We start from the raw sequence: 20214 nt of genomic DNA, 5'->3' as shown, positions 1-20214 counted from the left end.
TGAAGACAATGGATTGACACCCAATCAACCTTTGATAGCGGCTACGCCAGGAAGTGTCTTTCCTTCAATGGCTTCGAGCATTGCACCGCCACCGGTAGATACGTAAGACACCTTGTCAGCCAAGCCAAATTTGTTGACGGCCGCCACGGAGTCTCCTCCGCCTACGAGAGAGAATGCGCCATTCTTCTGAGTGCTCTCTGCCACGTACTTGGCGATCTCGCCAGTACCATGCGCGAAGTTCTCGAACTCGAACACACCAACAGGTCCGTTCCACAAAATGGTCTTGGAGTCAAGAATAATTTTTTTCCAATTGGCCAAACTCTCTTCGCTTGCGTCCATACCTTCCCACTCGTCAGGTATCTGGTTTATTGGAAACTTTTTGCGCTCGGTATCGTTTGAAAATTCTTTACCGCAGATGGTCGCAACCGATAAAGAAAGATTTACTCCTTTCTTCTTTGCTTCCGCTAAAACATTAAGAGCTTCGGGTATAAGGTCGTCTTCGTGCAGGGATTTGCCGATTTTTCCACCTTGTGCCTTGATAAAAGTATAGCCCATGCCACCGCCAATGATAAGATTGTCTACTTTGTCAAGCAGGTTTTTAATCACACCGAGTTTTGAACTGACTTTCGAGCCGCCGATAATGGCGGTGAAAGGGTGCTTGGCATTTTTCAAAACGCTGTCAATAGCGGAAACTTCTTTTTCCATCAAGAACCCCAACATTTTGGAATCTGCGTCAAAATAGTCAGCTATCACCGCCGTAGAGGCGTGCTTGCGGTGAGCGGTTCCAAAAGCGTCGTTTACATATACGTCCGCGTACGAAGCCAGTTTCTCAGCAAATTTCTTTTGCGACTCTTTCATTTTTTTTGCTGCGGCGTCGTATTCCGGAGTGCCTTTTTCTAAGCCTACGGGTTTCCCTTCCTCTTCAGGATAGAAGCGAAGGTTCTCCAACAGCAGGGCTTCGCCCGGGGCGAGAGCCTTGGCCTCAGCCTCGGCATTGGCACAGTCTTTGGCAAACTTGACCTGCACGCCAAGTCGTTCTGACACGGCATCTACGATCTGGCACAAGCTAAGTTTCGCGTTCACCTTGCCCTTGGGCTTGCCCATGTGACTCATCATGATAACGGAGCCACCGTCATCCAATATCTTTTTCAAGGTAGGGAGAGCCCCGCGGATACGTGTGTCGTCTGTCACTTTGCCATTCTCATCCAATGGCACGTTGAAATCTACGCGAACGATAGCCTTTTTGCCGGCAAAATTAAATTGTTCGATTGTCATACTTTACAATATTTTATAGTGAGATAAATGGTCTTTTACTTATTGCAAAGTTACTTATTTTATATGATAATCTGAAGAGACAAACGTTGTTTTTTATCGTTGTCGCTCAATAATTAGCTTTTTGTTACGTCTGTGTCGCAACGAATGGGGCAAGTGTTGGACTGTGCGACCGTTAGTCCATGTATATGGTCGTGTCATCGATACCAGCCTCGGCAAGGGCTTCTCGGCGTTCTCTGCACGTGCCGCACACGCCACAATGAAATTCCTCGCCTTTGTAGCAGCTCCATGTCTCGGAATAATCTATTTTCAGAATCTTGCCTCGACGCGCTATGTCCGCCTTGTTTATCCTTGTATATGGGGCGAGGATCTTGATGCCGGGAAACGTCCCGGCTTCTGTGGCCTGGCTCATGGCTTGTACAAATTGGGGTGTGCAGTCAGGGTATATGGTGTGATCTCCAGAGTGGTTGGCCATCATAACATACCTGAGATCATGGCTCTCAGCTATGCCAGTCGCTATGCTTAGCATAATGCCATTGCGAAAAGGTACCACCGTGGAGCGCATGTTGTCGTCATCGTAGTTTCCCTCCGGAATGTCCTCGCCGCCCTTGAGCAAACTCGACCTGAAATACTGTGCCATAAAATGGAGTGGGATGGTGAGGTGCGGAATACCCAAACGCTGGCAATGTAGTTTGGCGAGGGGAATTTCTTTGGCGTTGTGCTTACTTCCATAGTCAAAGGAGATTCCCAAGGCTATTCGGTCCTTAAACTCATAAAGCATGGTGATAGAATCCATGCCACCGCTCACTATCAATACACAGTCAGCCTTGTTTTCTTTCTCTATGCTATTGTCGCGAGGCGATACTTCTTCTTTTTTTTCAGTCATATTTATATGTGTCTATTTTATATCTAAATACTGATGCCTTGATTGTGTTGTCATGAATTTTTCCCATGTATGGGATTTGGGGGTGCTGAAAGCAGGTTTGCGTGCGCCCGCTTATCCGAAAAGCGCTCGCAAGGCACCCTCCACTTTTTTAACAGGGTGCATTTCTATCTTGAAGTTTTTGCGGCTAAGGCTTTTCATGTTGTAAGATGGCAGTATGATGTGGGTGAACCCAAGTTTCTCCGCTTCTGTGATTCGTTGCTCCACGCGGCTCACCGGTCTCACCTCGCCACTCAATCCCACCTCGCCACACATGCACCAGCCAGACTCTATGGGAGTGTCCACGTTACTTGAGAGAACCGCGGCTATAACGCTGAGGTCCATGGCCATGTCCGTGACACGCAATCCTCCGGCTATGTTCAGGAACACGTCTTTCTGCATGAGTTTAAAACCGACGCGTTTTTCCAATACGGCAAGCAACATGTTGAGCCGTCGCTGGTCGAATCCTGTGGCCGAGCGTTGTGGGGTTCCATATGCCGCGGAAGAAACGAGAGCCTGTGTTTCTACCAAGAAAGGACGAACACCTTCTATAGCTGAACTGATGGCCACGCCCGACAATCCTTCGTGATCTTCCGTCAACAAGAGTTCCGATGGGTTAGGGACCTCGCACAACCCATCTTGGCACATTTCGTATATTCCTAACTCCGAGGTACTGCCAAACCTGTTTTTGACGCTCCGTAGTATGCGGTACATATAATGTTGGTCTCCCTCAAACTGTATCACAGTATCCACGATGTGCTCCAAAATCTTTGGGCCGGCCAAAGTACCCTCTTTGTTAATATGGCCTATGAGAATGACGGGCACGCCACTTGTTTTGGCAAAACGGAGCAGCGTCGCGGCACATTCTCGCACTTGCGTAACGCTACCCGGCGACGAGTCCACCGTCTCTGTGCACATGGTTTGGATAGAGTCTATGACGACAAGCTCGGGCAATACTTCTTGAATATGACCAAAGATGTTCTCCAAAGAGTTCTCACACAATATAAAAATATTCTCTGCGTTAGTCGAATTCAATCGTTCCGCGCGCATTTTTATTTGGTGTGCGCTTTCCTCCCCACTGACATACAGTATGCGTCTCTCTGGCATGCCAAGGATGGTTTGCAGCGTGAGAGTTGATTTTCCTATGCCCGGCTCACCGCCTAAAAGAGTGATACTGCCTGGAACCACCCCCCCTCCGAGCACCCGGTTCAGTTCCTTGTCGTGCGTGTCGATGCGTGGCTCGTCCTTGGCGGCGATTTCATTCAAGCGCACAACCTTGACTTGAGACGCAATGTTCCCGGCCGGCTGGCGGCCGCCGTGGCGCAATGTCATGGCCGCATTGCTCGCGGCGCTGGTGTCCGTCGTTCCTGAAACCTTGATTTCCTTGAATGAAGACCATTCTCCACAAGATGGGCATTTGCCCAACCACTTGGACGAGTCGTAGCCACAGTTGCTACAAATATACATTATTTTTTCTTTGGCCACAATGTAATATTTTAAACATGTAATATTATTCTACAGCATGTCGCGCTTGCTCACTTGATTAAGCGCACTGGGCTTGGGGCGTCGTTCTGTCATGGTCGCGTTTGTTGCGCTTGGACATAAGAGGCTTGTGGCGCGCCCACGCTTGTTTGGTATGCCTATTGCAAAAGTAGTTTTTTTTTCCGTATTTGCAAAATATAATTATTAACTTTGCAACATTATGAATAGATACCTAATTCTCTTGCTGCTGGCGGCTGTCACGCTGGGCTTTTATGGTTGTGGCCAATCGTACAACGAGCGGCAACGCCAATCTATGAGAGAGAGAATGGAACTGGCTCGACAAGATTCCGCCGCTTTCAAGATTGCCACGACTCCCACCATGGATTGCCTTCCGTTGTTTATCGGCGTGGAAGACAGCTTGTTCCAAAAGCGAGGAGTGGATGTTAGGCTTTGCGCCCGTACCTCGCACTTGGATGGTGACACTTTGATAGCCGGCGATTATGTAGCGGGTGTCGTCAGCGATCTTGTTCGTACCGAGCGCCTGAAAAAACAAGGTGTAACACTGCGCTACGTGGCCGCTACTAACAGCTATTGGCAGTTTGTCTCCAACCGCCTTTCACGTGTCAAGAAATTAAGTCAGATGTCGGACAAAATGGTGGCCATGACACGGTATTCTGCCACTGACTATCTTTCTGATCTTGCCATAAATGGTGCAAAAACCAAGTCGGACGTGTACAGAGTTCAAATCAATGACGTGAGCCTAAGGGTAAAGATGTTGCTCAACAATGAGATGGATGCGGCCATGTTGACAGAGCCACAAGCCACCATGGCGCGCATCTTCAAAAGCCCAGTGCTGATGGACAGCCGTGACAAAGGGGTCAGGCTCGGTGTTATGGCGTTCAGCGAGCGGGTCTTGGCCAAAAAGGACCGCCAGCGTCAACTTAAGCTATTTATAAAGGTGTACGACGCAATTTGCGATTCCATCAACATCAATGGGGTTTCGCGCTATGGGCGGATTATAAAAAAATACATGTTTGTGGATGATCGCGTGGTCAAAGCGTTGCCCCAACTGCGATACCAACATGCAGCTCCGCCACGCGAGAAAGATGTCATGCGGGCACGTGGATATTGGAGATAATTCACGGAGTTTCCCTATTTTAGTCTATATCTTTTAATATTATGGATAATAAACAGCAAACGGCTGACTGGGTCGTGCGCCTACAAGCGATTCAGCAGATACAGCAAGATATCGTGGAGCATGGATATTTGGGACAAGCCCTCCATGCCACCCGTTGCTTTCTCGACAATTTCCAGCACGAGGCACTTGGGAACAGGTTGGCGGAAATAGAACAAGACTACCGCTTGATGTGCGATTTCTTGAGAAAAGGTTTCCCGGACGAAAAGCGTGAGATGTTGTACGAAAGGCTGTTAGACAAATTGTACAGTTTGACCCACGACATAGAGCTGGATTATAGAATAGTCAATGACCCCAAGGTGGGAGCTTACGCGCGCGCTAAATCTTTCGTGGATTTGAACATGGAAAGTGTCAAGAGCAATCTGGAGGCGTTCGTGACGGATTTGGCCATGGCCTCCTTGGAAACCGAGAAAGAGAAGACGGCCAAGATTAAAACGCTGCATGCCAATCATCAACAATATATACAGGCACTATTCAGCGCGCTGCTTTTCTCGCACCAATGGTCGCGCGAGTTTGCTCAAGGGATGGGCGAACTGCTCGTGTCGCCTACCATTGACTCCAATGATGCGATGGCACTCGTGGCCTGTATCATGCTTGGCGCCATCATGACGGGCGATCCTGAGCGAGAGTTGGCTTTGGTTAATGTTTATGAGCGCGCGACAGAAACCAATATTAAGCAGCGCGCTTTAGTGGGATGGGTTTTTGGACTTCATGGCCTGCGCATTGATAAGTTTCCAACGTTGGCTAAGCGGGTCGAAAGCCTTTTGGACGACGCAAAAGTGAGAGAGGAATTGGCAGAACTTCAAATACAAGTCATTTACTGTCGAAATGCGCAGCGAGATAACGAAAAACTTCGCAAAGACATCATGCCTACCTTGCTCCGTCATCAGAGTTTTGAGATGGATGGACTGAGCGTCAGGGAGAAAGAGGATGATACTTTAGACGACATTCTCAATCCAGACGCCGCTGACCGCAAGATGGAAGAGATGGAAAACAGCATTCGCAAAATGATGGAGATGCGCGACCAAGGAGTGGACATCTACTTTGGCGGATTTTCCCAAATGAAACGTTTCTCGTTTTTCAACACGCTTTGCAATTGGTTCATGCCCTTTATACCAGAGCATCCACAGCTCCAGCACATAGACTCGGAATTTCTCCATTCGGGAATGGTCAGAGCCATTATGTCAAGTGGCTCTTTTTGTGAGTCAGACAAATACAGCTTTGTTTTAGGTACGTCGAGCATTTTTAACAAACTCCCAGACAATATCAAGGAGATGCTCAACTCTGGCAATGTGGCCATGATGGGCATGGAGTCGGCAAATATAGATCCTACTGACAAAAGCTATGTTCGCCGCATGTATTTACAAGACCTATACCGATTTTTCACGCTGTGCGACGCTCGGGGAATGTTTCCTAATCCTTTTGAGAGCCAACGGTTCTTGTTTATGGTCGAAACACCCATGAGAAGCAAGATGGCAAATGAGGCAAGACGCATTCAGAGATTCTTGCTAAAGCAAAAGATGCTCGACTCACTAACACGTCTCTTCTACCAGTACAAAGAGTTGGAAAACATTGATGACATGCGCATGGAAGCCCGAATAAAGATGCGTGAGAGAAAATATCTTGAGGCACAAGCCATCTACTCTCAGATTGTCGAGATGGCACCGGATGACGACAGGGCCGTCATGGGGCTGGCGCAAGCTGCGTTCAATGTTGACAACTACGCGGAAGCGGCGACTCAATACAAAAAACTATACGAGCGCTATCCGCAACGTGAGGGCATCGTTCTCAACTTGGCCATCTCGTTGATTAATGACGATCGAGCCGCGGAAAGCATGCAGTTGCTATACCGTCTTGAATATGAGAACCCCTCGGACGCCAATGTGAAACGCGCCTTGGCTTGGGGTTACCTCTGGCTTGGCAATGTTGAACGCGCCAAAGAGCTATACGACAAAATCCTATGTGATGGCGACTGCGACTCGTCCGACCATCTCAACGCTGGCTACTGTAACTGGTTTTTACGCGACGTTGGCGGGGCAGTAGAACTTTTCAAGATTGCAGTCAAGGAAGACGGCGGCAACGTATCATCCACTCAAGATATGATGGATTGGTTTGCCCAAGACGCAAAGTTACTTGATAAATATAATATTGGCAATACGGAGCGCAAGTTGGTGGCTGACATGGTGGTGGCAAGCGATACTCTATAGTTTCAGTATGTCCATAGGGTCGCTCAACAAGATGCTCGCTCCGTGCTCCAACAAAAACGAGCGGTCGCGAAACCCCCATAACACAGTCAGGCAGGGTAGGGAGCTGTTTTTTGCCGTCTCTATGTCCACATCGCTGTCACCGACATACACGGTGTCTTTCGCAGTACATCCCAATTGCACCATAGCCTCAAGCACCATGTCGGGCGAAGGTTTTTTGTTGATGCCACGCCGTTCTCCGATGGCCACTTGCACAAGGTCGCCAAAGTATTTGTTTACAAGGCTTTTCGTGGCTTGGTCAAATTTGTTGCTTACCACGGCCACGCCTTTGCGTTGGGCTTTGAGTTGCCCCAACATCTCTAAAATACCAGGATATGGCTTCGTATTATCCTCGTTATGGACTAAATAATGCTCTTGAAAGCACTTGAACACTTGCTCGAACAAAGGGTTGCATGTGCCATGTGGAACTGTTCTTTCCATCAGTTTCCTAACGCCATTGCCCACAAATCCTTGTATCTGCTTCACTGAATATACGGGCATGCCGTTGGTGCTCAAGGCATAATTGCAGCTCGCCGCCAAGTCGTCAATGCTATTGAGAAGGGTGCCATCCAAGTCAAAGATATAATTATTGTATTTCATTGTAATCGTATAAATTATCCCTACGAAATGCAAAAATACTAATAATTTTCGAAACATCTCGATATTTTGTTAAATGCCAATGCTGCAAACCATGCTATATAAAACTATTTTCCTGTAATATAGCATTACCATTTTTCCTATTTATCAAAAGCTAAAGATATTTATTTTTTATTTGTTTGATATGATGGCAATAATTGAAATGTTTAAAAAATATCACAAATTTAATACCTATAAAATCAATCATTCTACAACGTTATAGGGCAAATATATATCTCAAAAATTCTTCGAAGAAAGATCAAAAGGTCCGTTCTGTTGCTATTAATATCTATTGATACTGCGATTAAGCCTTTATGACGCTGTGTTTGGTATCTGTTTATGCTGTGAATAATACTTATTTGGTACGTGATAAAATAGCGATCACCAAGCAATTAGAAAACTTTTTATTGCTATTTTTTAAAGATAAAATATAAGTGCTTGTATCACAAATGGTTGCAAAAAACTTTCATTTCTTACAAATTTGGGCTCAGCTGGCCCTTCGCTTTGAAATAGCTTATCTACAGTAATAGTTTTGTTAGATGTTTTCAATGTTTTTTTGCTTACTTAAAAAAGCGTCTTCGAAACAAAAGGAGAGATAGACTTCTTTGAAAATATCAATCATTTTAATTATATATTTTTTGGCATGTATATGAATTTCTCACTTAACAAAGGTAGTTAATGTCACGCTTCAAAATACATGGAGATACTGTAGGCGTTTTTAAACGTACCTAAAAACGGTTTGTTCAAATATAATAGGTGTTATGATAAATAGAAATAAAAAATATATAAATACTGTTAAAGCTATCCAAAAAATTGATAAAATCAAAAATAATTCATACATTTGCGCTGCATTATGTTTTTTATAAATTAAAAAAGGAATAGAAACATGAAGAAAATTTTAATCATAGCTCTGATGTTTGTTGCAAGCATTAATGTAGCATTTGCACAGGCACAGATTAAGTTTGACAAATTGAGTCACAACTTTGGAACATTCGCAGAGTCTAATTCAGTTCAGAAATGTACGTTCAGTTTTACAAACGCTGGTGACCAACCTTTGGTTATCAATCAGGCCGTAGCCAGTTGTGGATGTACAGTTCCATCTTACACCAAGGTACCTATTAAGCCTGGACAAAAAGGTACTATTACCGTTACATATAATGGCAAGGGTAAATTTCCAGGTCATTTCAAGAAGACTATCACCATCCGCTCAAATGGTGTTCCGGAGATGACACGCTTGTATATTGAAGGTAATATGCAAGAAGCCAAAGATGATAAGAAATAGAATTGAGTTCCACATGTGACGGTCGTTGCATGTGGAATTTCTTGTTTATTAAATAAAACTGATATTATCTAAAAATATTCAATTGTAAGTTGAGTTTATCGAAGACTGGTCCACGACTAACCTTAAGGCAGGATCTAAAAATAATTATGAAGTATAAATATTAAGTAAAAGCATGAATTACGTTTTGTCAACATTAGTTTTCTTTACGATTCAAAACACGAGCTCGTTTTATTGAGTGGCTCGCTACGTACCATCACTTACTTAACATTTTACCTTGAAAATAAACTCAAAATGTTGCAAGATATTTTTTTTAGACCAACCTAACCCTATCACAAACTCTTACCACTATTTGTCAGTGCCTGTAAAAACTGATAATTTCCTTTTAATTATATAACCTATAAAAATCTATAAAATTCTATGCAAGAAACTGTAACTAAAGCTCTTACGGGAGATTTTAACAAGAAAAAAGGCTTGTGGTTTTTATTCGCTGCCATTATCACCCTGATAGTTTGGAACCTTCCAATCTCTGTTTTTGGCATTGCTGGGCTAACCATTGTGCAACAGCGTGTAATAGCCATATTTGTGATGGCTATTATCTTATGGCTCACCGAAGCTATCCCAGCTTGGGCAACGTCAGTCACAATTATTTTTGTACTGCTATTCTGTGTGAGTGACTCGTCCTTTAATTTCCTACAAGGAAACACTGGCGAATACGGTCAGCTTTTAGACTCGGTTGGTATCATGGCATGTTTTGCTGATCCAACTATCATCCTTTTCTTGGGTGGTTTTATTTTGGCTATTGCGGCCACGAAATCGGGTCTTGATGTATGGATGGCAAAGACACTCATCAAACCGTTTGGAACTAAGAGCAAGAATGTCCTCTTGGGATTCATGCTTATCACTGGGTTATTCTCCATGTTTATCTCCAACACTGCGACGGCTGCCATGATGCTTACTTTTCTTACTCCTGTGTTTAAGGCTCTGCCAGCTAATGGTAAAGGACGTATAGCACTAACCATGGCAATCCCTATCGGTGCCAATCTTGGTGGCATGGGAACACCTATTGGAACGCCTCCTAACGCTTTCGCTTACAAGGTTTTAAATGATCCTGCAGGAATGGATATGAACATTGGCTTTGGACAGTGGATGATGGTGATGGCACCGTTAGTTATCATATTGCTGATCATAGCATGGTTCATAATGTGCAAACTTTTCCCATTTTCAAAAAAGAATATAGAATTGAAAATAGAGGGAGATATGCATCACAATTGGCGCACGGTAGTTGTTGGAGTTACGTTTGCCATAACAATTTTCTTGTGGGTATTTGGCAAGCAGTTTGGTATCAACGCTAACACAGTGGCTATGCTACCTATCGCAGTGTTTGCTTTTACGGGTGTTATCACGTCAAAAGATTTACGTGACATTGATTGGGGCGTTATTTGGATGGTTGCTGGTGGATTTGCGCTTGGCCTTGCCCTTAATGGAACAGGATTGGCAGAAGTGGCTATCAAATCTATACCCTTTGGAGAATGGAGCCCAATTGTCATTTTAATTATAGCTGGATTGGTATGCTACTTCCTATCAAACTTTATCAGCAATACTGCTACAGCAGCCTTGATGATCCCTATCTTGACCGTTGTATGCGAAGGCATGGGCAACAAGTTGGATATTATCGGAGGTACATCTACTGTCCTCATTGGTATTGCTATTGCCGCATCTGCAGCAATGTCTCTGCCAATTTCCACTCCACCGAATGCTATAGCCTACTCCACTGGTCTCATAGAGCAGAAATATATGGCTAAGACCGGATTGATAGTTGGTCTTATCACGCTGATAATTGGTTTCTCATTATTAATAGTGGTAGGCAAGATGGGTATCTTATAAACAGCATTGAATAAACAAACCATTAAATGGTAAAGAAAACGAAAGGAGCTGCCAAAAACTATTTGACAGCTCCTTTTGGTTGTATATAATTGAAAACTCATTCAAATTTTAATCCATTCCACTTCATTGTTATTGTTGGCAACATATTTTTTATCTTATCGTTCTCTTCGCTCGAAAATATAGGAACAGAGCGATGCACAACCATGGTCTGGTCGGAAACAGATAGAGAAGCACTTACCAATATTACATTGAGTTTCTGACTTATATTTGTAAAATCTTCTTGTGTCATCGTATCTGGTTTAACCAATTGGCAGAACTTGGCTTTGTCGGATAATGGGTTTGTCAAATGTATGGGATGCCATTCTTGATTGTAAAAACAGACCTTACTCTCTTTTTGCGGTGCACTCCATGTCTGAACAACACAAATGATGGAGTCATCACTTTGATATGGCAGCCGCTTTATGTCCAATTCGACAGCACTATTTAAAGTAATATGGAGATAATCTGCTGTGATTGTATCTATCTTGCTCGTTCCTTCTAAGCTATGTTTCACTTCATTTTTTGTGTTTGTGGAAACGTATTTTGTCATTTCCAATCGAGAGTCGTGCCCTATATAAGGAATCATTTTGATGGGCATTGACAGCCATAAATCTACCATTGACTTCGAAAATGTAGGTAGGGATATCATAAAAGTGCCCCATAACAATGCCGTTTTAAATTTCATCTTTGCTTTTTTTGGTTGCATTAATAACCTTACAAACGAAGGAATATTGCCATCACATCATTAAAAAAATTAAATTGAAAACGGTCCGAAACGCATTTGGGCAGTCCAACTATTTTTATGAGGAGAAACAAAGATGGTAAAAAGATGGCCGAATCCCATAGGCGAAACTCCACCAGCATAAAAAACGCTGCCATCATCTTCAAAGTCCATTGTAATGGAATAATCTTTTTTCATAGTTTTTGCAATGGTAGAAAGTTGGGTGAGTGCTTGCTGTTTGTTTTTTTTATTCATATAACAGCGAACTTCACATAACTTTTGTTGTGCAAATTTGAAAGTGATTTTATCCCATTTGAGCCCTCTGTAATGGATATTTTGATAAACAACTAAGCTAGTGTCGGAAGTTGTTGGTTCGCCCAGTGAAGATTTGATGTTTATAATAGCATCATCAAAAATAGTTCCGAACTTCAACTTCTTCAATTCTTGTGCTTGTGTCAATGTCGCAAACATTAGGCATAGTGTCATCAGAATTTTTTTCATTTCCTTTTTCTGTTAATAAATAAAATTATTTTAATAGATCCGTCCACCGGTCTATGTAAGTTGAGTAGGCAAAGATAAAAAATATCACAAACAGTTAAAAGTCATAATATACTTCAAACCATTTTTATCCTTGCACTGCAAAGATAAACAATTTTATATATATTACCAAAGAATAGTCTACTTAATATTATCGTGTAAACACGAAAAAAAATGACGTTGTTTTAAGAGTGTGAGATGGTTTCACTTTCACAAAAAACACTGTGGCAAGAGTAATAACATTTGGTAATAACAATTGGTGGTATCAAGAGATGCGGACAAGAACGTAGAAGAGGACTATATCGTTCTAAACAAAAAAGGAAAGCCAGAGCTATCTAAAAGATGAGCTCTGGCTATCAACAAAAGATTAGAGAAGTTATAAAAGCGTTCCTATTGTCCCACTTGCAGTTTGTCAAAATTGATATCTCCAGTTCCATGCACTCTCTTTCGGAATTTTTTGACGTTGCCAGATAGAGATATATCGCCGACGCCTTGCAAGTCGAGGGACGCATAACCACTATTTACAAAATGGATGTTAACATCCCCTACTCCTTTCAATTTGACATCGCTTCGTTTGGCTGTGAGCGACTTTATATCAATGTCCCCAACTCCCAACAATGTGGAATGAAACTCGTCACAAATCACATTTGCCATCTCTATGTCACCACTCCCTTTTAGATAAAGGTTGAGCGTGTCTGTATCAAGCGTGCCATTGATACAAAAATCGCCAGAACCTTCCATCGAGATGCCTATTAAATCTGGCGAGGTGATATATAGCACAGGAGAAGGATTATTATTAAACAAATTTACATCTACGAACTTCTTTTCAACACTCACAACAAGGGTGTTGCCAGAGAAACTTGTTTTTATGGCATTAACACGACTTTCAGGACCTACTACCTTGGCTCCAAACGTGTCGGATTGTGCAAAAAAAACGTCACATGCTCCTTTAATTTTGATAGCTGTAAATGGCCTTACATGGCGCACGCTGGTAACTTCTGTGCTGTTGAATGTCTTTGAATAATTGCCACATGAGCATAGCGTAACAACTGAAACAAATAATAATAAAGTTTTTTTCATGTCATCTGCATTGTTTGTTTTATATTTAGACGAAATGGAATTAAAAATGGTTGCAAGCATCGTTCTGTTTTTGCAAAAAAATAAAAAATCTTTGTTTAAGCTCTGTATTTGTAGTATATTTGTAAATTAAAGAAAGCTTTATTTCAGAAAAAGATTTATTAATAGATATTGGTAGATGCGCAATATATATCAGATTGGTCTTGACGTGGGGTCGACCACAGCAAAAATTGTCGTTTTGGATAACAACCGTCGCTTGGTATTTGCGCGTTATGAGCGGCACAACGCCAAAGTTATGGCATTGGTGTCCAAGTATATTGATGAAATATACCAGCGGTTCGGCGATATAGAAACGAAACTATGCGTCACGGGGTCGGTAGGTATGCAAACAAAAGAGCAGCTAAAAGCCGATTTTGTGCAAGAAGTAGTGGCGGCCACAGTGTTTGTGCGCGAACGTTATCCGAAGGTTAAAACACTTGTTGATATTGGTGGCGAAGATGCCAAGGTGGTTTTCTTCAATGGCAAAAGTATGGATCTGCGCATGAATGGTAACTGCGCGGGAGGTACGGGAGCTTTCATAGACCAAATGTCGGTGCTTATGGGTTGTGACAACGCAAAAATGAGCGCGTTGGCCGAAAAGGCCCAACATGTTTATCCAATGGCAGCAAGATGTGGAGTGTTTGCTAAGACAGACGTTCAAAATCTCATGTCGCGCAATTTGCCAAAAAGTGACATTGCTGCCAGTATTTTCCATAGTATTGCCGTTCAAACTGTAACAACGCTTAGCCGCGGATGCGACTTCACTCCTCCAATATTGCTTTGTGGCGGCCCTCTCACATTTCTGCCAGCTCTGCGAAAAGCGTTTTCTGAATACCTTAAGATACCATACGACGATTTGACCGTACCTGAAAATGGCAATCTGATACCTGCAATGGGTTGCGCATTTAAATCCGGCGATACAAAACCGAGGAAATTATCCGAGTTCAAAGGATTGTTGGCGCAGTCTGCACAAAAGCTCGTTGACCGCTCTCGAGCGGATCAAAGAAACTGCAAAGTAGTCACCGGCACAGGCTCCACGTCAAGGCACGACAAAACCGATGCTCAAGAAGGGCTGCCGCCACTGTTTGAAAATGTGGCACATTACCAAAATTGGTTGAAATCTAAACAACAATATGCTACCCCACTCTATCCCTTAAAACGTGGCGTGGAAGAAGTGGTCATAGGCGTTGACTCTGGTTCCACCACCACTAAAATAGTGGCTGTAAGAATGAACAAGGAGGGTAAAGGCCAAATTGTTTTCAAAGATTATGCCATGAATCTTGGCAATCCTATCAAGGCCGTGTCTGACGGTTTGCTACGCCTGCAAAAAGCAGCGGACAAGGTGGGGGCTGATATACACATTGTGGGTTCTTGCTCTACAGGATATGGAGAGGAACTCATCAAAACGGCATTCAATTTGGATGACGGAATTATAGAGACGATGGCTCATTATCGCGCGGCAGCTCATCTTATGCCCAATGTGTCGTTTATACTCGACATTGGTGGCCAAGATATGAAAGCTATCTTTGTGGAGAACGAGGTTGTAGTGCGCATGGAGCTGAACGAGGCGTGCTCGTCAGGATGTGGGACATTCATTCAGACTTTCGCGCACAACCTTGGTTACGAAGTGGAAGACTTTGCCCGATTGGCCTGCAATGCCCAAAAACCTTGCGATCTCGGCACGAGATGCACGGTGTTTATGAACTCCAAGGTGAAACAAGTGATGCGCGAGGGAGTTACAATTGAGGATATAGCATGTGGATTGTCATATTCCGTGGTACGCAATTGCTTATACAAAGTGTTGAAACTTCATGGGAATGAACATCTTGGCAACAAGATAGTAGTGCAAGGTGGCACTATGAAAAACGACTCTGTCGTACGTGCTTTTGAACTGTTGACTGGCACCAAGGTGGCCCGTGGCAACATGCCAGAGATGATGGGAGCGTATGGATGCGCGCTCAATGCAATCAATCTGTTTGAGCAAAAAAATGTAAAGTGTTCTCGAAGCATAGCAGACCTATTATCCGTATCAGCTTATAATACCAAGTTGCTCAATTGTAAAGGTTGTGAAAATAACTGCTTCGTAACCCAGTATACATTTGCCGGCACCCATAAATTTTACTCTGGGAACAAGTGCGAGCGTATTTTCAACAACAAGGGCAAGGGGGCTTCAAAAGGCAAAAACATCTATGTCTACAAATACAAGCTGCTTTTTGACAGAAAGTGTGCAGAGAAACCATCTTGCCAACGTGTTGTCGGCATACCTCGCGTGTTGAACATGTATGAGGATTATCCATTTTGGCACGCCCTGTTTACAACAGCTGGGTTTGGTATAATGCTTAGCGATGAATCTACCTTCCATCGCTACGAGGAGGCATTGGGAAGCGTGATGAGTGACAATATCTGTTTCCCTGCCAAACTCGTGCATGCGCATATCCAAGAACTTGATGATAAAATATCGAAACTCAACGGTGACAAAACAGGATTTATCTTTATGCCTTATGTTGTTTATGAACAGCAAGACGATAACAGAAATATAAACAGCTACAACTGCCCCATTGTCTCCGCGTACTCTGATGTGATACGAGGCGCCATGAAATTGCGTACGCATGTGGATTCTCCGGTTATCAATTTTAGGGATAAAGCTCTTTTGAAAAAACAAATTTTCGGTTATCTCAAGAAACTCGGTGTGTGCAAAAGTACTATTGACAAAGCTTATAGTGCCGCCATATTGGCACAAGACGCCTATACAAGTGAAGTCAAAAAAATGGCGGAGGAAATTCTCGCAGATGGAAGAGCAAATGGCAATTTGACGATTTTGCTGGCTGGTCGCCCCTACCACACCGACCCCTTGGTACAACACAAACTATCTGAAATGATAGCGTCATTGGGCGTAAATGTCATTTCTGAGGATATAGTGCGCAACGATTTCAATACAAGCGCTGGCGACACATACCTTGTTAAGCAGTGGGCTTACATGAGTCGCATCATCAAAGCGGGCCAATGGTGCGCAGAACAACCAAACGATGTACACTTTGTGCAGATGACATCTTTCGGATGTGGACCAGATTCTTTCATACAAGATGAGGTTCGAGGCATTCTGAAACGCCATGGAAAACCTTTCACATTATTAAAAATAGATGATGTAAGCAATATTGGCAGTCTTAAACTTCGCGTAAGGTCTCTTGTCGAATCTCTTCGAGGGGGGAACAAAGCAGGAAAGTTATCCGCGCATGACAGAAAGGGTGTCATAAAATCAAACACAAGCCATGAAGAGGCAAATGCGCTTCCGCCAATTTCACGTCACATTTTGGCGCCTTACTTTACGGAGTATCTCACTCCTTTGTTGCCATCTCTTTGCCGACTTTTTGGCTGGGATGTCGAGGTGCTTCCTCCGAGCGATTCTGAAAGTGCCAAGTATGGATTGAAGTATGCCAATAACGAAGTGTGTTATCCTGCGACACTGATTGTTGGCGATTTTGTCAAAGCATTGCGTTCCGGACAATACGACCTTGACAAAATATCTGTGGTTATGACTCAAACGGGTGGACAATGCAGAGCCACTAATTATGCCGCGCTCATTCGACGTGCCATGCAAGCCAACGGCTTTGACAAAGTGCCATTAATCACGCTTGGAGTGTCTACGAGCGCGGAAGAGGAGGATAAAAACCAAAGCGGCAAACTTGATGTGCCTTGGATTAAGTTTGCCCCAATCATTACGACAACATTTCTATATGGTGATACAATCTCAAAATTTTACCACTCATCAGTGGTAAGATTAAAAAGGGATGCCATTGTAGTTAGAGCTAAATCGAGCAATGCCGCCCTCGCTTTACGCGACAAATATTTAAATTTGGCCTCTACACAAATACTAAAGAACAGCCCCAAGGGACTTATGAATCTAATTGCCCAAGCAGCAGAGGAATTTAATGCAATCACAGAAGAACGAGACGTGCAGACAGTTGGAATTGTTGGCGAGATCTTCTTGAAATTTAATCCTTTTGCGCATCAGTTCCTGGTAGATAAAATACTATCCAAAAATATTGAGGTTGTACCCGCTCTTCTGTCACCATTTTTTCTGCAAAACTTTGTCAATGTTATTGTTGAGAAACAAATGGGACTATGTCATTCGAATGTACCCGACTTTGTCGTTAAAAGCATTTATAGCTTGATATGGCGTAGACAAAAGAAAATCAACAAAATAGCCTCACGTTTTAGGTATTTCCGTCCATTTACCAATATATTTGAAGAAGCAAAAGAAGTGGATGGCATCGTTTCATTAGCCGCGCAGTTTGGGGAGGGTTGGCTGTTGCCGAGTGATGTTATAAGCATGGTAAAGCAAGGTGTTACTAATGTTGTGAGCTTACAACCCTTTGGTTGTATCGCCAACCATATAGTTTCGAAAGGCATCGAAAAGAAACTCAAAAACCGATACCCTCAACTTAATCTTGTATCCCTTGATTTTGACTCTGGAGTTTCATCTGTGAACGTTGTCAACCGATTGCTTCTCTTTCTCGATAGCATTGCGGTTTAAACGTAACTATTCCGTTTCCAAATTTGCTCAGGGCATAAGCCATATGTGAAACAGAATGGTTACGTAGATATAAAATTATTACGGAGACTCTCTATTTAACTAATTTCATGATTTATGGAAAAATAAAAATTATAAATGATGTAAGAAAAATAAAAAGTATCAAAGCCAAATAACTAAAAGGAGCTCATAATAAAAGAAATAATTTGTTGATTTTCTCTTTTAGGTATTAGATACTCAATAAAAATAGCTAAATTTGCATTTCAGAAATCAACTAATATTAAAAACAAACTTTGTATTATGAAACCAACATTGTTACTTCTTGCTGCCGGTATGGGCAGTCGTTACGGTGGTCTCAAACAATTGGATGGATTGGGCCCCAATGGTGAGACTATCATGGATTACTCCATTTATGATGCTATCCAAGCAGGATTTGGAAAGATTGTTTTTGTGATACGCAAAGATTTTGAAGAACAATTTCGTAAGCAAGTGTTATCCAAATATGAAGGACACATTCCCGCAGAACTTGTGTTTCAAGGTATAGACGCCATTCCTGAAGGATTTACGGTACCCGATGGGCGTGAAAAACCATGGGGAACTAACCATGCGGTGCTGATGGCTAAAGATGTTATTAAAGAACCGTTTTGTGTAATCAATTGTGACGATTTTTATAATCGAGACTGTTTCAAGGTTATCGGGAAATTCTTGGCAGACCTTCCTGAAGATAGTAAGAATCGTTATGCCATGGTAGGCTTCCGCATTGATAACACGTTGAGCGAGAATGGAACCGTAGCACGAGGAATTTGTACGAAGGATGAGAAAGGAAACCTTGCCACGGTCGTTGAGCGTACTGAGATAGAACGCCATGGTGAGGACATTCAATACAAGGATGAAAAAGAGAAATGGGTAACGGTGGATAAAAACACACCTGTTTCAATGAATGTATGGGGATTTACACCCGATTATTTTGAATACAGCATGGAATATTTCAAAGAGTTCCTTTCGTCCCCAGAAAATATGGAGAACAAAAAAGCTGAGTTTTTCATTCCACTGATGGTTAACAAACTCATTAATGAAAACACAGCTACTGTTAAAGTGTTAGATACCACAAGCAAGTGGTTTGGTGTAACCTATGCCGCCGATCGCCCTGGAGTGGTGGCTAAGATACAGAAATTAGTGAGCGAAGGTGTTTATCCAGAAAAATTGTTTTAAGAAACTACATCTTTTTCTTCGGTATTCGTGTAATAGCACATGGATATAAGAGCTCACCGTGAATGTAGATTTAATACAAACAGGATAAGCGTCAGGATAGAAGTGCAATGTTTTTGCGCAGCAAATATCCCCTCCCAAGGAGGTGCGGACATGCTTTATTATTTTAGAGTATGACACAGTTCAGATGACATCTTCAAAAAAGCGATGGCCTTCACAGGCAATCGCTTCTAATCTTCAATAGGAATTAGTTTTTTTCAAGGTAAAAAGATTGTTTTCAGGATAACAGATGCAAAGATAACATTAATATTCTTAGATAACAAACTTTTAAATCTCTTTTTTTAAGAAATATTTCTTTATAATAACATTAATATCTTTTTTGTAAGCATCCAATATCTGTCGTATAGACGGCAAATATTGGAAGTGCGAACATAAAGTTTTTCGGACAAAGAATATTATAAAAAGCTTTCACCACACAATGGCGGTTAATATGGGATAATTTCCACGCTCCTGCTGAATTTTTGGGACAGCATCAAAGTATTCGTCGTAGTCAGGGAGAAGAACAACCTGCTCTATGAGCACATAGAAGAGTGCGAATTGTCCGACAATGCTCATTCGGATGTACTCATTGATGAGATTGTCAGCCTGACAAGAAATGAAACATACGAACAATATCCGAAACATATACGAAGAATTGCAGTGTATAATGCCGAGCAAGGCTTCATTATGGAACTCCTGATCAGTAACATGAAACTTTCCGCAGAAAACATTGTCAATTTGTACATGGAAAAGTGGGACATAGATTTTTTCCGAAACCTCAAGCAGAATTTCCACATCAATAGTTTTGTGGCACCTCATCCTATGTTGTTAAGAAACAGATATAGATGGCCCTGATTGCCATACTGCCTTTTTCCGTGTTTCAACAGAAATCAGTATAGAAATTGCAGTTCTCAAATCGATTAGAGAAACACGTCAAATCTTATGGTTTGATACGACATTACGTGAGTTTTCTTAAATTATTTAGAAAACTATTGGATTTAAACATCAATTTTTACGACAAACATTTGTTAGTCTCATCTGAAATTTGTATCATTGCATGTGATTTTGTGATTGCTCACTACTATGAAGTTAAATTACTTCTTATT

Annotated in this window: 14 protein-coding genes; 6 read left to right on the top strand and 8 right to left on the bottom strand. The window is 42.4% G+C overall.

The genetic code is table 11. The features are described 5' to 3' along the window. Positions 1–24: 24 nt before the first annotated feature. The 3 genes from C7379_RS04405 to radA form a co-directional block, all read right to left on the bottom strand. Entirely contained in the window at positions 25–1275 is a 1251-nt protein-coding gene (locus C7379_RS04405; RefSeq protein WP_116616165.1) for a phosphoglycerate kinase, read from the bottom strand. Positions 1276–1447: 172 nt separating this feature from the next. Next, positions 1448–2158: a 7-cyano-7-deazaguanine synthase QueC gene (gene queC / locus C7379_RS04400; protein WP_116616164.1), complete on the bottom strand. Its 711-nt coding sequence runs from the start codon at positions 2156–2158 to the stop codon at positions 1448–1450. Positions 2159–2269: 111 nt separating this feature from the next. Next, positions 2270–3679: a DNA repair protein RadA gene (radA, locus tag C7379_RS04395; RefSeq protein WP_116616163.1), complete on the bottom strand. Its 1410-nt coding sequence runs from the start codon at positions 3677–3679 to the stop codon at positions 2270–2272. A gap of 217 nt (positions 3680–3896) precedes the next feature. Here radA and C7379_RS04390 point away from each other — a divergent pair, with 217 nt between their 5' ends. Next, complete coding sequence (locus C7379_RS04390) at positions 3897–4814, top strand: ABC transporter substrate-binding protein (protein ID WP_116616162.1); 918 nt, start codon at positions 3897–3899, stop codon at positions 4812–4814. 41 nt (positions 4815–4855) lie between these two features. After that, entirely contained in the window at positions 4856–7078 is a 2223-nt protein-coding gene (locus C7379_RS04385) for a tetratricopeptide repeat protein (RefSeq protein WP_116616161.1), read from the top strand. Here the strand turns inward: C7379_RS04385 and C7379_RS04380 are convergent. Further along, a complete protein-coding gene (locus tag C7379_RS04380; RefSeq protein ID WP_116616160.1) occupies positions 7073–7714 on the bottom strand; it encodes an HAD family hydrolase in 642 nt (213 codons plus the stop codon). The genes C7379_RS04385 and C7379_RS04380 overlap by 6 nt on opposite strands. 922 nt (positions 7715–8636) lie before the next feature. Between C7379_RS04380 and C7379_RS04375 the strand changes: the two genes are divergently transcribed. Further along, positions 8637–9032 carry a DUF1573 domain-containing protein gene (locus tag C7379_RS04375; RefSeq protein WP_116616159.1) on the top strand — a complete coding sequence of 132 codons (396 nt, stop codon included), beginning with the start codon at positions 8637–8639 and terminating at the stop codon, positions 9030–9032. Between the two features lie 417 nt (positions 9033–9449). Next, positions 9450–10916, top strand: a complete 1467-nt coding sequence (locus tag C7379_RS04370) for an SLC13 family permease (RefSeq protein ID WP_116616158.1) — start codon at positions 9450–9452, stop codon at positions 10914–10916. Between the two features lie 97 nt (positions 10917–11013). Here the strand turns inward: C7379_RS04370 and C7379_RS04365 are convergent, their stop codons facing one another. The 3 genes from C7379_RS04365 to C7379_RS04355 all read right to left on the bottom strand — a co-directional run bounded on the left by C7379_RS04365 (position 11014) and on the right by C7379_RS04355 (position 13293). Next, the gene (locus C7379_RS04365; RefSeq protein ID WP_207773389.1) at positions 11014–11574 is read right to left on the bottom strand and encodes a DUF3256 family protein; all 561 of its coding nucleotides are present in this window, start codon (positions 11572–11574) and stop codon (positions 11014–11016) included. 135 nt (positions 11575–11709) lie between these two features. Beyond that, on the bottom strand, positions 11710–12177 hold the full coding sequence (locus C7379_RS04360; protein ID WP_116616156.1) for a hypothetical protein: 468 nt from the start codon (positions 12175–12177) through the stop codon (positions 11710–11712). A 426-nt stretch (positions 12178–12603) separates the two neighbouring features. Continuing rightward, positions 12604–13293 (bottom strand): GIN domain-containing protein, encoded by a 690-nt coding sequence (locus C7379_RS04355; RefSeq protein WP_165815022.1) that lies wholly within the window; start codon positions 13291–13293, stop codon positions 12604–12606. Between the two features lie 175 nt (positions 13294–13468). Here C7379_RS04355 and C7379_RS04350 point away from each other — a divergent pair, with 175 nt between their 5' ends. Together C7379_RS04350 and C7379_RS04345 are read left to right on the top strand one after the other, a co-directional pair. Next, positions 13469–17863 (top strand): acyl-CoA dehydratase activase-related protein, encoded by a 4395-nt coding sequence (locus tag C7379_RS04350; RefSeq protein ID WP_116616154.1) that lies wholly within the window; start codon positions 13469–13471, stop codon positions 17861–17863. Between the two features lie 297 nt (positions 17864–18160). Beyond that, on the top strand, positions 18161–19072 hold the full coding sequence (locus C7379_RS04345; RefSeq protein ID WP_116616153.1) for a sugar phosphate nucleotidyltransferase: 912 nt from the start codon (positions 18161–18163) through the stop codon (positions 19070–19072). 465 nt (positions 19073–19537) lie between these two features. Here C7379_RS04345 and C7379_RS04340 read toward each other — a convergent pair whose 3' ends face one another. Continuing rightward, entirely contained in the window at positions 19538–19903 is a 366-nt protein-coding gene (locus tag C7379_RS04340; protein ID WP_133241870.1) for a hypothetical protein, read from the bottom strand. Between the last annotated feature and the right edge of the window lie 311 nt (positions 19904–20214).

Origin of the sequence: Hallella colorans, from assembly GCF_003096815.1 — a bacterium.
Classification (GTDB): Bacteria; Bacteroidota; Bacteroidia; order Bacteroidales; family Bacteroidaceae; genus Prevotella; species Prevotella colorans.
This window is presented reverse-complemented; position numbering and strand designations above follow the sequence as displayed.